Raw genomic sequence first — 14,040 nt, 5'->3', positions numbered from 1 at the left:
CATCCCGCCCCAGCTCAACAGTGGTACCGCTGTCCGTGCCGGGCGTGCGGTCACCGACGGCCCGGTCAGCACCTGCCCCAGCACACGTTCCAGCGCGCGCTCCAGCGTGCGTTCCAGCGTGTGTTCCATGCACGCAGGACGCTCCACCTCCGTGCTCACCTGCTCACCCACACTCCCACCCCCTACCGCCCTTAGACCTATCAAGCCGTTCGCATACGTCGAATATATGTTCGATATCCGGCCGTCGCATCACCAGATCAAAATCTGTGGACAACCATCGACATCCCGGCCTGCGGCCCAAGATCCATCGCCGGTTCGCCGCCGCACCCGCTGAGGCAGAGATGCACCCACCCCACCTCCTCCGGAACACCGAGACCATGGTGTTATCTGCCCTCAATGTGGACGTAAGCCGCACCCTCTAGCGTTCCTGGATGCCTCACTCCCGGAGCATCGTCGACACGGTGATTCCGTCCGCCTGGATCCCGGTGGCCGTAGTACGTACTGCGCCGCCCCCGGCCGCCGGCAGGCAAGCCGGTACCGCCCGCCGGGTCGGGGCGGTCGACGGGCTGCGCGGGCTCGCGCTGCTCCTCGTCGTCGCGTTCCACCTGTTCGGGCACGGGCGCGTGTCGGGCGGCGTGGACGTGTTCCTCGTGCTCTCCGGGTACTTCGCCACGGGCACGCTGCTGCGCCGGGCCGAGGACGGCACGCTGCGGCTCGGCGCGCACTACGCGCGCACGCTCGCCCGGCTGCTCCCGGCCGCGCTCGTGGTATTGGCCGCCGTGACGGTCGCGCTGTTCACGCTCACGCCGCGCATGCGCTGGTCATCGGGGCTGCGTGAGGTCGGGGCGTCCGCGACCTTCTGGGAGAACTGGGAACTGGTCCGTTCCGCGCTCGCGTACGGCGCCGCCGGCCCCGACGCGAGCCCGCTGCAGCACTTCTGGTCGCTGTCGGTGCAGGGCCAGTTCTTCGCGATCTGGCCGTTGGTGGTGCTGGGCCTGGTCGCCGCCGCGCGCCGCACGCGGCGCCGGGCGCGTACCGAGCGGTCGCGGGCCGGCCAGGCTCCGGCCGGGCACGGAGGGGCCCGGCGCCCGTCGGACGGACCGCCGCCGTCGGCTCGCGGCCCCCTGACGCCCCGGGGGCTCGTCACCGTCGTGACACTCGCCGCCACCCTCGCGTCGTTCGGGTACGCCCTCTGGCTCGTCGCCGTGGACCAGCCGGTCGCCTACTTCAGCACCTTCACACGGTTCTGGGAGATCGGCGTCGGCGCGCTCCTCGCCCTGGCCCCGCGCCTCTCGGGCACTCTGCCCGGCCCGGTCCGAGCGGGCCTCGGGTGGTCCGGCCTCGCCCTGGTGGTCGGCTCCGGTTTCCTGGTCGACGGCGCCGTCGCGTTCCCCGGCCCGTGGGCCCTGGTCCCGGTGGCCGGTGCCGCGCTGGTCCTCGCGACGGTCCTGCCGGACACGCAACCATCCGGCAAGGCCCAGCCCGCCAAGGCCCAGCCCGGCAACACCCAGCCCGGCAACACCCAGCCCGGCAACACCCAGCCCCGCAGGGCTCCGACCGGTGTTGTCCCGCCAAGCAGCACCCCGTCCACCAGCACCCCACCCGACACCACCCCACCCCGCAGCGCCACCACCCCCCGCTGGACCGCCGAAGCACTGCTCGACAGCGCACCCCTGCGGTTCGGCGCCCGCATCTCGTACGCGCTGTACCTGTGGCACTGGCCCGTCCTGGTCTTCTGGCTGCTGACCACCGGCGCGCACCGGGCAGGGCCGCTCGCGGGCGCCGGCATCCTCGTCGTGTCGACCGCGCTGGCGTGGCTCACCACCCGCTACGTCGCCGAGCCGGCGCTCGCCCACGCCGCGGCCGCCGGCACCCGGCGACCGGCACCCGCCGGCGCGACGCCAGGCACCCGCCCCGCAACCAGTCCCGACACCATTTCCGCAACCGACACCAGCCCCGCAACCGACACCAGCCCCGCAACCGCTCCCGCCGGCATCCGGACCGACCCACCGCGCACCACGCCGTCGGCCCGCTGGATGCCGGTGGCACTCCTCGGCACCGCCGCGCTCCTGCTCGGCGGCACCCAGCTCGCCGCCACCGCGCACGACGCGACGGTGCGGCACGACGTCGCCGACCTGCGCACTCCCTCGCCGGACCACCCGGGCGCCGCCGCGCTCGCCCCCGGCGCCGTCGACATCCCGCCGACCACGCCCTTCCGGCCCGCGACCTGGGTCGCGTTCGACGACCACCCCGGCCGCCCGGAGTGCGCGCAGAGCGCCGACCGGCCCGAGCTCCTGGAGTGCACGGTGGTCGCTCAGGACGACCCGACCGCCGTCGTCTATCTCGCGGGCGCGTCGCACGAGCTGCAGTACGAGGACGCGTTCGCGGCGCTGGCCCGGGAGCACGGCTGGGAGCTGCGCGAGATGCTCAAGCACGGGTGCCGGCTGGCGACGTCGGGCGCGGGCGGCCTGGCCTACCCGCCGTCGTGCGCCACGTGGAACGAACGGGCGCTGGACGCGCTCACCGCGGCCCGCCCGGACGCCGTCGTCGTCGTGGGGACGCGGACCTTCGAGGACGGGTCGCCCGAACGCGTCATGCCCGGCCAGGTCGGCGCGTGGCGCGTCCTGGCCGACGCCGGGGTCCGCGTGGTGACCGTCCGCGACAACCCCCGGTTCGAGTGGTTCGTACCCGTCTGCATGGAGGACGAGAGCATCCCCGACGCGTGCGGGCGGGCCCGCGCGGAACAGCTCGCGGCCGTCTCCCCCGTGACGACGGCGGACGACGTACCCGGCTCGGTCGTCCACCTCGACCTCACCGACTCGATCTGCGGGCCGGTCATCTGTTCGGCGGTGGTCGGCAACGTTCTCGTATATCGCGACGACGATCACCTGACCAGTACCTATGTGCGTACACTCACGCCCGTGATCCACGAGCAGCTGCGGTCGTCCGCCCCGTGGCTGTTCGCCGATACACCCGCCCCATAACCCCGACCTCTTTGGTAGGTTTTCGCGCGTGCCCGCCCTGACTGACTCCGCCGCCCCTCCGCCCCGCACGAAGCGCGCCCGGATGGGTGTCCTCGACGGGCTCCGGTTCCTCGCCGCGGCGGCGGTGATGCTGTTCCACTACACAGCGCTGGGCAACCCGTCGTGGGGCGTGCCGCCCACCCAGGTGTTTCCCGGGCTGTCCGACCTGACGGCGTTCGGGGCGTTCGGCGTCGACCTGTTCTTCGTCATCTCGGGCTTCGTCATCCTCCTGACCGCGTGGGGCCGGGACGTGCGCTCGTACACCATCTCGCGCATCACCCGCCTCTACCCCGCCTACTGGGTGGCCGTGCTGCTCACCGGCTTCCTGCTGCTCGTGCTGTGGCCGGACCGCCGGGACGACGTCGAGCTGACCACCGTGGGCGTGAACCTGACGATGCTGCAGTCGGCGTTCGGGATGCCGCACGTCGACGGCGTCTACTGGACGCTCTGGGTGGAGCTGCGGTTCTACGTGCTGGTCGGCGTGCTCCTGGTCGTCGGGCTCACCGGCGCGCGCGTGCTCGCGTTCGCCGCCCTGTGGCCCGCCGCCGGCGCGATGGCGCACGAGGCCGGGCTGGACCTGGTGGCGAACCTGCTCGTCTGGGACTACGCCCCGCTGTTCGCCGGCGGGATGGCGCTGTTCCTGCTCACCAAGGACCGCCGCTCCCTGATCGCCTGGCTGGTGCTCGCCGAGAACGTGATCCTCGGCGCTGCGTGGTCCGGGCGCGAGACCGCGAACATCATCGTGTCCAACACCGGCCACGCCGTGCCCGACGCGCTGTCCGCGGCGGCGGTGGCCGGCTCCTTCGCCCTGGTGGCGCTCGCCACGCTCACGCGCCTGCGGCACGTCTCGGCGGCCTGGCTGACGACGGCGGGCGCGCTGACCTACCCGCTCTACCTGGTGCACGAGTACTGGGGCTGGTGGGTCATCCACCTGCTGCACGACGCCCTGCCGCGCTACGTGGTGCTCGCGGTCGCCGTCGTCGTGGTGCTCGCGATGGCCTGGCTGATCCAGCGGTTCGTCGAGAAGCCGCTGGCGCCGGTACTCCGGGACGGCCTGCGGGGTGCCTTCGCGCGGCTCGAGCTGATCGACCGGGCCGCCGTCCGCCGCGGCGACGCGACGCACGGGGCCGGCCCGGGACCGGACGGCCGGGCCGGCGAGGCCGGGGCGGTGGAGCCCGCGGCGAGCGAACCTCCGACGACCGGGGTCGTCCCGGCAGTCACCGGCAGCAGCACCGGCAGCAGCACCGGCACGGTCCGCGAGACCGCGGGGACCGCCGCGCGCTGACCGCGACGTCTGTTTCACCCCGGTTAAAAGGATGCCGGACCCACTGGCGATCCCCGCCAGGACGCGTAGGTTGCCCTACGGGTCCCACCCGGGGGCCCGCTTTCATCCAGGAGAGTGATCCATGCGCATCTCCCACGCCCGGCGAGCCGTCGCCGTCGCCACGGCGACGACGCTCGCGCTGACCGCGCTCGGCAGCGTCGCCGGAAACGCGGCCGACGAGCCGGAGTCGACACCCGTCCCCATCGTGACCCCCGACGGGGCCCTGTTCTCCTACGTGGTCAACACCGACCGGGCCGGCGCCCACGACACCGCTCTCGCGGTGAAGGCGGTCACGCGCGCCGACGGCGTCGTCGTGCAGTCCTGGCCGCAGATCGGCGTGATCGTGGCGCACTCCGCCAACGGTTCCTTCCGGGAGGACGTGGTGGCGGCCGACCGGTTCGGTGTCATCGAGTCCGTCGGGGCCACCCGCACCGTCTCCCCCACCGAGGGCACGCCGGGCACCGACGCCCCCGCGGGCACACAGCGGGAGAAGTCGGTGGTGGGCCAGGCGAAGAAGGAGTCCGTGGGCGGCACCGTCGACGGTCCGTCCCGCGCCGCCGCTGCCGACGACCCCGGCGAGGTCACGCAGTGGGACATGCAGATGATCAAGGCCGACCAGGCCCTGGAGGTCAACGACGGCTCGGCCCGCGTCACCGTGGGCGTGCTCGACTCCGGCATCGAGGCGTCCCACCCCGACCTGGCGAGCCAGGTCGACGCCGACCAGTCCGTGAACTGCACCGACGGCGGCCGGCCCGACCTGTCGGCCACCGGCTGGCTGCCCACCACGTCCGACCACGGCACGCACGTGGCCGGCACCATCGCCGCAGCGCAGAACGGCACGGGCATCGTGGGCGTCGCCCCCGGGGTCCGGCTGGCCTCGGTCAAGGTCGTGAACGACGACGGGTTCATCTACCCCGAGTACGCGGTCTGCGGGTTCGTCTGGGCGGGCCTGCGGCACATGGACGTCACGAACAACTCGTACTACGTGGACCCGTTCATGTACTGGTGCGAGGACCAGCCCGACCAGCGCGCCGCGAAGGAGGCCGTGCGCCGCGCGGTCGAGTTCTCGACGAAGCGCGGTGTGGTGCACGCCGCCGCTGCGGGCAACGCCGCGACCGACCTGGCGAACAACACCACCGACACGAGCAGCCCGAACGACTCGACGGCGGTGCAGCGGGTCATCAACTCCGGCTGCGAGGACATCCCGGCGGAGCTGGACGGCGTCGTGACCGTCTCGTCGCTGACGCAGACGGGGGCCCTGAGCTCGTTCTCGAACCGTGGCCTGGACAAGATCGACGTCGCCGCGCCGGGCAGCTCGATCCTGTCCACGACGCTCGACGGCGGCTGGGGCCTGAAGAGCGGCACCTCGATGGCGTCCCCGCACGTCGCGGGCGTGCTGGCGCTGCTCAAGTCGGCGCACCCGACGTGGGGCCCGGCCCGCCTGGAGGCGGCCGTCCGTGCCCAGGCCGACGACCACGAGTGCACCACCGCCTCGGGCCCGGCGTGCGTGGGCACGCCGTCGAACAACAGCTACTACGGCGAGGGCATCACCAACGCCCTGACCGCCGTCACCCCGTGACGACCCGCTGAGTGCGGGATCTTCGCCCTCCTGGCACACGAAAAAGGGCGAACATCCCGCACTCAGCGGTACGGGTCAGAAGCGGGTGCGGATCTGCGGGGTGTCCGGGCGGTTCTCGAACAGCCACTTCGCCTTGGCGCGGAGGGCCTGGTGGAGGGGGCGGGCCAGGGTCGTCGCGAAGGTGGCCGTCATGTGGTCGTCGTCGCGGTAGACCAGCACGTTGCCGACCACGCCCTCGCACATGGCCGGTCCGCAGATGAAGCGCGTCAGGTCCAGGTGGACCGCCGAGCGCGGCGACCCCTTGGCCTCGTGGACGGGGTTGACCGCCGAGAAGGCGTCGACCCGGGCGCGGGCACAGCCCGCACCGCCGGTGTGCTCCTCCACGCAGGCGGGCACGTCGAACTCGAACCGGGGGTTGTCCCGCAGGGTGATCACCCGGATCCCGGCCTTGGCGAGCTGCTTCCAGGCCCGCGTCTCGGCCGGGTGCACCTTGTCACCCGGGGCGATGGTCGAGGTGCGGGTGCCGATCACCATCACGGCGTCGGGCCGCATCTGCTTCAGCATCGCCATCGCGTTGACCCGCCAGCTCCAGCACATGTCGCTGACGTCCGCCTGCTCCCCCACCGGCGGCGCCTGGAGCCGGCACCCGCGCCGGGCCATGAGCAGCACGCGCCAGCCCTCGTCGGCGCCCACCTCCGCCATGGCCGGGGCCCACTGGATCGTGTGCGAGTCGCCCACCATGACCACGACCCGCCGGGGGTCGGGCGCGTCGGACAGGACGCACGTCTCGGGCACGTCCGAGCCCGCCGTCTCCTCGTTCGACTGGATGCAGCCGTCGTCGTCGATCTCCGGCCGGTCCTGGGCCGCGACGGCCGCCGCGGGCAGCACCGGCACGTCCTGCGGCACGGGCTGCGCGTAGCGCGGGTCCAGGGCCAGGGCACCCGGGTAGTCGGTCGCGCCGTCGTCGCCGGCGGCCTCCGCCACGGCCTCGGCCTGGGCCAGCAGCTGCGCGTCCTGCCGTTCCAGCAGCCGCACCCCGACGACGGCGCCGCCCGCCACGAGGGACACGCAGACGGCGGCGGCCACCAGGGCCCGCACCCCGCCGAACGCCTCCCGGAAGCGCTGCGCCGGGTCGGCCACGAGCTTGGTGGTGAGCCAGGAGAGCAGCACCGACGCGGCCAGGATCGCCGCGGCGCCGAACCAGTCCACGCGCTCGAGCCCCGTGTAGTGCAGGTAGGCGATGAGCAGCGGCCAGTGCCACAGGTACAGCGCGTACGAGATGTCGGCCACGAACCGCAGCGGTGCCACCTGCAGCAGGCCGCGCGGCCCCCAGCCGGCGCTGCCGCCCGAGCCGAGCAGCACGAGCAGCGCCCCGCCGACCGGCCACAGCGCCCAGGCGCCGGGGAACAGGGCCCCGCCGTCGAGCACGAACCCGCTGGACACCACCAGGCCGAGCCCGGCCCAGCCGAGCAGGGGGCGCACGGCGCCGGGCAGGCGCAGCCAGGGCAGCGCCAGGGCGAGGAACCCGCCGATCCCGAGCTCCCAGAACCGGGCCCACGAGTGGAAGTACGCGACCGGCTGGTCCACGCCGTGCAGCTCCTGGGCGAACACGAACGACGCCACGCTCGCCCCGGCGACCACCACCAGCAGCAGGCCGCGCGCGCTGATCCGCACCAGGCGCGCCAGGGCGACGACGACCAGCACCACCACGGGCCAGGCGAGGAAGAACTGCCCCTGGACCGACATGGACCAGAAGTGCTGGAGCGGGCTGGTCTGCGGGCCGGCCGCGCCGTAGGCGAGCTGGCCCGAGATCATCTCCCAGTTCACGTAGTACAGCGCCGAGGCGATGATCTCCCTGCCGGTCTGCACCCAGATGCCGCGCGGCATGACCAGCCAGGCCAGCACCGCCGTGGCCGCGAGCACCAGGAGGGCCGGGGGGACCAGCCGCGCGAACGTGCGGCCGTAGTGCTCACCCAGGCGCAGCTCGCGACGCTCGGCGCGGCGCAGCAGCGAGCCGGTCGCCAGGAAGCCCGACAGCACCAGGAAGACGTCGACGCCGCCGGAGACCCGGCCGTTGCCGAACAGGTGGAACGCCACCACGAGCGCGAGGGCGAGGCCACGCAGGCCGTGCAGCTCGGGGATGTGGCCGGACCGGCCGCGGGGCGCGGCGTGCGCGGGTGGGCGGGCGGCGCCGTCCGGCGCGGGCTGCGTGCCCGACGTGCCCAGAACTGCCGGCCCGAACACGGGCTGCGGCGGGTTCGAGACAGCGCTCACCTGGGGAACCTCCGGATCGTTCTACGGGCCAGGGCGCCGCGCCGTGCGGCGGCCGGTCTGGCCCAGCCATTCTGCGGCACGATGCGGCCGCGACACAGGAAAGCCGCCGACGCGGGGTCGGCGGCCTTCCGGCGCTGCGGAGCGTATCAGGGCCAGATCACGATCCGGCCACCGGTGCGGGTCGGTACCCGCGGGTCAGTACTGGTGGGCCGCCCCGCCGATCATGCCCGCCGCCACCGTCTTGTTCGTCGCCTCGTCCACGAGGATGAAGGCGCCGGTCTGACGATTGGCCTGGTAGGAGTCCACGAACAGCGGCTGGGTCACGCGCAGGCGGATGCGCGCGATCTCGTTCAGCTTGATCTCGGTCGCGTCCTCGTCCCGGTGCAGCGTGTTCACGTCGACGCGATAGTTGATGTTCTTCACCATCGCGCGCGCCCACCGGGTGGTGTGCTTGATCGCGTACTTCTTGCCCTGCACCAGGGAGGCCGACTCGTCCATCCAGCAGATCTGGGCGTCGACGTCCTGCGTCACCGTCGGGGCGTTGTTCGGCCGGCAGATCATGTCGCCGCGCGAGATGTCGATCTCGTCGGCCAGGCGCACCGTCACGGACATGGGCGGGAACGCCTCGTCGACCGGGCCGTCGGCCGTGTCGATCGACGCGATGGTGGTCTCCAGGCCGGCCGGGAGGGCCAGCACCCGGTCGCCCGGCTTCATGACGCCGGACGCGACCGTGCCGGCGTAGCCGCGGTAGTCGCGCGTGTCGTTCTGCTGCGGCCGGATCACGTACTGCACCGGGAACCGCACGTCGACCAGGTTGCGGTCCGAGGCCACGTGCAGGCGCTCCAGGTGGCTGAGCAGCGGCGAGCCGTCGAACCAGTCCATGTTCTCCGACCGCGTCACCACGTTGTCGCCCGCGAGCGCGGACACCGGGATGAAGGTCAGGTCGGGCACGCGCAGCCGGGAGGCGAACTCCGTGAACTCCTTGCGGATGTTCTCGAAGACGGCCTCGTCGTAGTCGACCAGGTCCATCTTGTTCACGCAGACCACCACGTGCGGCACGCCCAGCAGCGTGGCCAGGAACGTGTGCCGGCGCGACTGCTCGACGACGCCCTTGCGCGCGTCCACGAGGATCAGGGCCACGTCGGCCGTCGAGGCGCCGGTGACCATGTTCCGGGTGTACTGCGTGTGGCCCGGGGTGTCCGCGATGATGAACTTGCGCTTGGGCGTGGCGAAGTACCGGTACGCGACGTCGATCGTGATGCCCTGCTCGCGCTCGGCGCGCAGGCCGTCCGTCAGGAGCGACAGGTCGGCGTAGTCGTTGCCGCGGTCCTTGCTGACCTGCTCGACCGACTCGAGCTGGTCGGCGAAGATCGACTTGCTGTCGAACAGCAGGCGGCCGATCAGCGTCGACTTGCCGTCGTCGACCGAGCCGGCCGTGGCGAAGCGCAGCAGGTCGCCGCTGACGACCTCGCGCTCCGAGGAGCCGGCCTCGGGAAGAGTCGTCGTCATCAGAAGTAGCCTTCCTTCTTGCGGTCTTCCATGGCTGCCTCGCTCACCTTGTCGTCGCCGCGCGTGGCGCCGCGCTCGGTCAGGCGCACGGCCGCGACCTCCTCGACGACGTCGTGCAGCGTGGTCGCGGTGGACTCGACGCAGGCGGTGAGGTTCGCGTCGCCGACGGTGCGGTAGCGCGTGGAGAGGACCTTGGCGGTCTCGCCGTCCTTGAGCGGGGTGAAGTCGTTGACCTCGTAGAGCATGCCGCTGCGCTCCACGACCTCGCGCTCCTTGGCGAGGTAGAGGTCGGGCAGGTCGATGTCCTCGGCCTCGATGTAGGACCAGATGTCCAGCTCGGTCCAGTTGGACAGCGGGAACACCCGGATGGACTCGCCCTGGTGGACGCGGCCGTTGTAGAGGTTCCAGATCTCCGGACGCTGGTTCTTCGGGTCCCACTGGCCGAAGTCGTCGCGGAAGGAGAACACGCGCTCCTTGGCGCGGGCCTTCTCCTCGTCGCGGCGGCCGCCGCCGAACAGGGCGTCGAAGCCGTGCTTCTCGGCGGCCTCCAGCAGCACCGGCGTCTGGATGCGGTTGCGGGAGCCGTTGGGCTCCTCCTGCACCAGGCCGCGGTCGATGCCCTCCTGGACGGAGGCGACGACGAGCTGGACTCCCGTGCGCTCCACCCACCGGTCCCGGCAGTCGAGCACGGTCTGGAAGTTCAGGCCGGTGTCGACGTGCATGATCGGGAACGGCACGCGGGCCGGCGCGAACGCCTTGACCGCCAGGTGCAGCATCACGATGGAGTCCTTGCCGCCGGAGAACAGCAGGCAGGGCCGCTGCATCTCGGCGACCACCTCGCGCATGATGTGGATGCTCTCGGCCTCCAGGCTGCGCAGCTGGCTCAGGACGTGGCTCTTCACGGCTGGGCACCTTCCTTGCTATCTACCCCGACCACGGACGCGACACCGACGGTGTCGAGCAGCTCACGCAGGCGCGGAGCCAGTGCCGGGGGGCATACGAACAGGTCAGGGAGCCAGGGGTTCTCCCGGTTGTACTCGAGCTCGGATCCGTCCAGGCGGGTGCAGACGAGCCCGCGGGACCGGGCGACGGCGACAGGGGCCGCGGAGTCCCACTCGTACTGGCCGCCCCCGTGGACGTAGGCGTCCACTGTACCGTCGGCGACGGCGAGCACCTTGACGCCCGCGGAGCCCATCGGGACCAGCTCCACGTCGGGGCGCTCGGCGAGCGCCGCGACGAACTCGGGCGGGCGGCTGCGGCTCGCGGCGATGCGCAGCGGCCGGTCACCGGCGAGCACGGCGGCGCTGTCGTCACCCGGCACGAGGCCGTCCGCGGTGGTCAGGACCTGGCCGCGGGCCGGCAGTGCGACCGCCCCGGCCGTGAGGCCCGCACCGCGCTGCCAGAGGGCGACGTGGACGGCGAAGTCGTCCCGCCACTGCCCCGCGGGCGCCTCGGCGTCGGGGCGCTCCGCGAACTCGCGGGTGCCGTCGAGCGGGTCGATGATCCACACACGATCTGCACGAGTGCGGGACGCGTCGTCCTTGGCCTCCTCGGAGAGGACGGCGTCGTCGGGCCGGGCGGCGGCCAGCGCGGCGGCGAGCCAGGCCTGGGCCGCGGCGTCCCCGGCGTCCTTGACCTCCTTGGCGACGAAGGATCCGCCGGCGGCGTCGACCTCGGCACGGAGGGCCAGGAGCACCTCGGCCGCTCCCGAGGCGAGCGCGTGGGCAAGGGCGTCGTCGTCGAGCGACGCCGGAGGGAGCATGGGAGAGGGCGAGTTCATCGATCTCCAGGTCTGCGGAATCTTCGGGAAGTCCGTGGCGGACGGCGCCCTGGCCCAGGAGGGGTGGCCCGACCCGTCCGGGCGGCAGCCGGGTGAACCCCGGCGAACGCGCCGAGGCTACCATTCGTGCATGCGATCCACTGCCAGGGGAGCCGTTCAGTGCTGATCGGCAACCTACGAGCATCATGGGACATAAAACCGACCGGAGTAGTCGGAATTGTGCCCGGCAGCACGACAGGCAGGGGCGACACCCGTGACCATTGACCCGGCTCTGATCCTCGGCGGCCTCGTGGTCGGCTTCATCGTGGGCCTCACCGGCATGGGCGGCGGGGCCCTGATGACCCCGATGCTCATCTTCGTGTTCCGCGTGGACCCGCTCGTGGCCGTCTCCAGCGACGTCGTCGCGAGCCTGTTCATGAAGCCCGCCGGCGCGTTCGTGCACCTGCGCCGCAAGACCGTCAACCTCCGGCTCGTGCTGTGGCTGTGCGTGGGCTCGGTGCCCGCGGCGTTCTCGGGCGCGCTGCTCATCCAGTACCTGCCGTTCGGCGACTCCCTGGACTCCGCGCTGAAGATCGTGCTCGGCTGCGCGCTGCTCCTGGCCTCGGCCGGCCTCGTCGTGCGCGCCGTGCTGCAGATGGTCCGCAGCCGCTCGGCGCTCGGCGAGGGTCCCACCCGGCCGTCGGCCCCCGAGCTGGTGATCCGCCCGGTCCCCACCGCGATCCTCGGCGCCGTGGCGGGCCTCCTGGTGGGCATGACGTCGGTGGGTGCCGGGTCGGTCATCATCGTGGTGCTCCTGCTGCTGTACCCGGCGCTCAAGGCGTCCCAGCTCGTCGGCACCGACCTGGTGCAGGCGGTCCCCCTGGTGGCTGCCGCCTCGCTCGGCCACCTGCTGTACGGCGACTTCTCGCTCGGCCTGACCACGTCGCTCCTCGTGGGCGCCATCCCGGGCGCCTGGTTCGGCGCCCACGTGTCGTCCCGAGCGCCGGGCGGCATCATCCGCCGCGCCCTCGCGATCCTGCTGCTCGCCTCGGCGCTCAAGCTCCTCGGCGCGAGCCTCCCGGTGGTGCTGGGCGCCGCCGGGGCCGCGCTGGTCGTCGGCAACCTGGTGTGGTTCTGGGTCAAGCGCCGGTTCTCCGGCGGCGCACAGACACCCGCTGCAGACTCGGTGGTGGACGAGATGACGGACGAGCCCGCCGCCCGCCCGGCCGACGACCCCGACCCCGCAGAATCGAGACCCCGCAGATGACCGACTCCCCCGCCCGCGTCCTGACCGACGACGAGCTGGACCTCCTCGAGCTGGCCCTCGGCGGCGCGCTGTCGCCCGCGGCCCTCGCGGCCGCCCTGCCGGACGCGCCGCCGGAGGTGCTCCTGACCGACGCCGAGAACACCCCGCTGGCCCGGCTCACGGCCGGTGGGGGCTCCGCCGTCGTGCTGGAGCCGCTCAAGCCGCTGGCGGGAGCGATCGGACCCCAGTGGGACGACGCCGTGCGGCGTCCGGCCCGCGACGTGCGGACGGAGGCCGGCGACGCGGGCGCCCTCGGCCTGCTCGTCACCGAGGCCCCGACCCACGAGGACGCGGCGACGGCGGCCGCGCTGGCCTCCGCCGGCACCGTGCTGCTGCTCGTGCCCGTGGCGCGGCGGGCCCCGGAACCGGGCGCCGTCGGTGCCCCGGGGCTGGTCCGGGCCGCTGAGGGGCTGGCCGGCGACCTGACCCGGCGCTCCGGTGCACCCGTGGTCACCGTCGCCGTGCCGTGGCCGGGCGGGAACGAGCCCGACGGCATCACGCTCGCCGACGTGGCCGCGGCGTACGGCGCCGGACGCGTCGAGACGCTCGCCGCGCACCGCTCGCCCGCCACGGCCCGGGCCGTGGCCGACCTGCCCCGCGTGCACGACGAGGCGGTGCGGGCGCTGTACCCCGCCGCGTCGGCCGCCGAGGTGAACCGCGCCGCCGCCGGCGCGCACCGGCGCGGCGCCGTCGTCTTCTTCACGGGCCTGTCGGGCTCGGGCAAGTCCACGGTCGCCCGGGCGCTGGCCGCCGAGCTGGACGACGACGGCCTGCGGACCACCCTGCTCGACGGCGACGCGGTGCGCCACCACCTCTCCAAGGGGCTCGGCTTCGACCGGGAGTCCCGGGAGCTCAACGTGGAGCGCATCGGGTACGTGGCCTCGCTCGTGGCGGGGCACGGCGGCATCGCCGTCGCCGCGCCCATCGCCCCGTTCGCCTCGGGCCGCGCACGCGTGCGCGGCCTGGCCGAGCGCGAGGGCGCGCACTACCTGCTCGTGCACGTGAGCACGCCCCTGGAGGTGTGCGAGGCGCGCGACCGCAAGGGCTTCTACGCCAGGGCACGGGCCGGCGAGATCGCGGAGTTCACCGGGATCTCGTCCCCGTACGAGGAGCCGACGGACGCCGACGTGGTCATCGACACCTCCCACGTGCCCGTCGAGGAGGCCGTGCGGATCGTCCGCGCGGCCCTCGCGGCGCGGCTCGGCGAGCAGGACGGCGAGCAGGACGTGGACGCGCCGACCGCGCAGGGAGGTGTGTGACCCGGGA

At 73.1% G+C, this 14,040-nt stretch carries 9 protein-coding genes; 5 read left to right on the top strand and 4 right to left on the bottom strand.

What is annotated here, in order from left to right:
* The first annotated feature begins 431 nt into the window (after nucleotides 1–431).
* The 3 genes from ACIBBF_RS24145 to ACIBBF_RS24135 all read left to right on the top strand — a co-directional run bounded on the left by ACIBBF_RS24145 (nucleotide 432) and on the right by ACIBBF_RS24135 (nucleotide 5,926).
* Nucleotides 432–2,984 carry an acyltransferase family protein gene (locus ACIBBF_RS24145; protein WP_397418548.1) on the top strand — a complete coding sequence of 851 codons (2,553 nt, stop codon included), beginning with the start codon at nucleotides 432–434 and terminating at the stop codon, nucleotides 2,982–2,984.
* Nucleotides 2,985–3,012: 28 nt separating this feature from the next.
* Nucleotides 3,013–4,308, top strand: a complete 1,296-nt coding sequence (locus ACIBBF_RS24140; protein ID WP_397418546.1) for an acyltransferase family protein — start codon at nucleotides 3,013–3,015, stop codon at nucleotides 4,306–4,308.
* A 121-nt stretch (nucleotides 4,309–4,429) separates the two neighbouring features.
* Nucleotides 4,430–5,926, top strand: a complete 1,497-nt coding sequence (locus ACIBBF_RS24135; RefSeq protein WP_397418544.1) for a S8 family peptidase — start codon at nucleotides 4,430–4,432, stop codon at nucleotides 5,924–5,926.
* Nucleotides 5,927–6,001: 75 nt separating this feature from the next.
* Here the strand turns inward: ACIBBF_RS24135 and ACIBBF_RS24130 are convergent, their stop codons facing one another.
* The 4 genes from ACIBBF_RS24130 to ACIBBF_RS24115 all read right to left on the bottom strand — a co-directional run bounded on the left by ACIBBF_RS24130 (nucleotide 6,002) and on the right by ACIBBF_RS24115 (nucleotide 11,489).
* Nucleotides 6,002–8,200, bottom strand: coding sequence for an acyltransferase family protein (locus tag ACIBBF_RS24130; RefSeq protein WP_397418542.1), 2,199 nt, complete (start codon nucleotides 8,198–8,200; stop codon nucleotides 6,002–6,004).
* A gap of 195 nt (nucleotides 8,201–8,395) precedes the next feature.
* Nucleotides 8,396–9,709, bottom strand: a complete 1,314-nt coding sequence (cysN, locus tag ACIBBF_RS24125) for a sulfate adenylyltransferase subunit CysN (protein WP_397418540.1) — start codon at nucleotides 9,707–9,709, stop codon at nucleotides 8,396–8,398.
* Complete coding sequence (gene cysD / locus ACIBBF_RS24120; RefSeq protein WP_397418538.1) at nucleotides 9,709–10,611, bottom strand: sulfate adenylyltransferase subunit CysD; 903 nt, start codon at nucleotides 10,609–10,611, stop codon at nucleotides 9,709–9,711. Before cysD ends, cysN begins: the two co-directional genes overlap by 1 nt.
* On the bottom strand, nucleotides 10,608–11,489 hold the full coding sequence (locus ACIBBF_RS24115) for a 3'(2'),5'-bisphosphate nucleotidase CysQ (protein ID WP_397418536.1): 882 nt from the start codon (nucleotides 11,487–11,489) through the stop codon (nucleotides 10,608–10,610). Before ACIBBF_RS24115 ends, cysD begins: the two co-directional genes overlap by 4 nt.
* A 253-nt stretch (nucleotides 11,490–11,742) precedes the next feature.
* Between ACIBBF_RS24115 and ACIBBF_RS24110 the strand changes: the two genes are divergently transcribed.
* Together ACIBBF_RS24110 and cysC are read left to right on the top strand one after the other, a co-directional pair.
* A complete protein-coding gene (locus ACIBBF_RS24110) occupies nucleotides 11,743–12,735 on the top strand; it encodes a sulfite exporter TauE/SafE family protein (protein WP_397418534.1) in 993 nt (330 codons plus the stop codon).
* The gene (cysC, locus tag ACIBBF_RS24105; protein ID WP_397418532.1) at nucleotides 12,732–14,033 is read left to right on the top strand and encodes an adenylyl-sulfate kinase; all 1,302 of its coding nucleotides are present in this window, start codon (nucleotides 12,732–12,734) and stop codon (nucleotides 14,031–14,033) included. The genes ACIBBF_RS24110 and cysC overlap by 4 nt, the downstream gene beginning before the upstream one ends.
* Nucleotides 14,034–14,040 lie beyond the last annotated feature (7 nt).

The sequence above is a fragment of the Promicromonospora sp. NPDC050880 genome (genome assembly GCF_044456525.1).
Taxonomy (GTDB): domain Bacteria; phylum Actinomycetota; class Actinomycetes; order Actinomycetales; family Cellulomonadaceae; genus Promicromonospora.
Note: the sequence above shows the minus strand (reverse complement) of the source record. Positions and strands in the feature narration are given on the sequence as shown.

What these genes read in the sequence shown, in the direction of transcription:
- ACIBBF_RS24115 (WP_397418536.1), bottom strand. Translation starts at nt 11,489, where the DNA reads ATGAACTCGCCCTCTCCCATGCTCCCTCCGGCGTCGCTCGACGACGAC.
- ACIBBF_RS24145 (WP_397418548.1), top strand. Translation starts at nt 432, where the DNA reads ATGCCTCACTCCCGGAGCATCGTCGACACGGTGATTCCGTCCGCCTGG.
- cysN (WP_397418540.1), bottom strand. Translation starts at nt 9,709, where the DNA reads ATGACGACGACTCTTCCCGAGGCCGGCTCCTCGGAGCGCGAGGTCGTC.
- ACIBBF_RS24135 (WP_397418544.1), top strand. Translation starts at nt 4,430, where the DNA reads ATGCGCATCTCCCACGCCCGGCGAGCCGTCGCCGTCGCCACGGCGACG.
- cysC (WP_397418532.1), top strand. Translation starts at nt 12,732, where the DNA reads ATGACCGACTCCCCCGCCCGCGTCCTGACCGACGACGAGCTGGACCTC.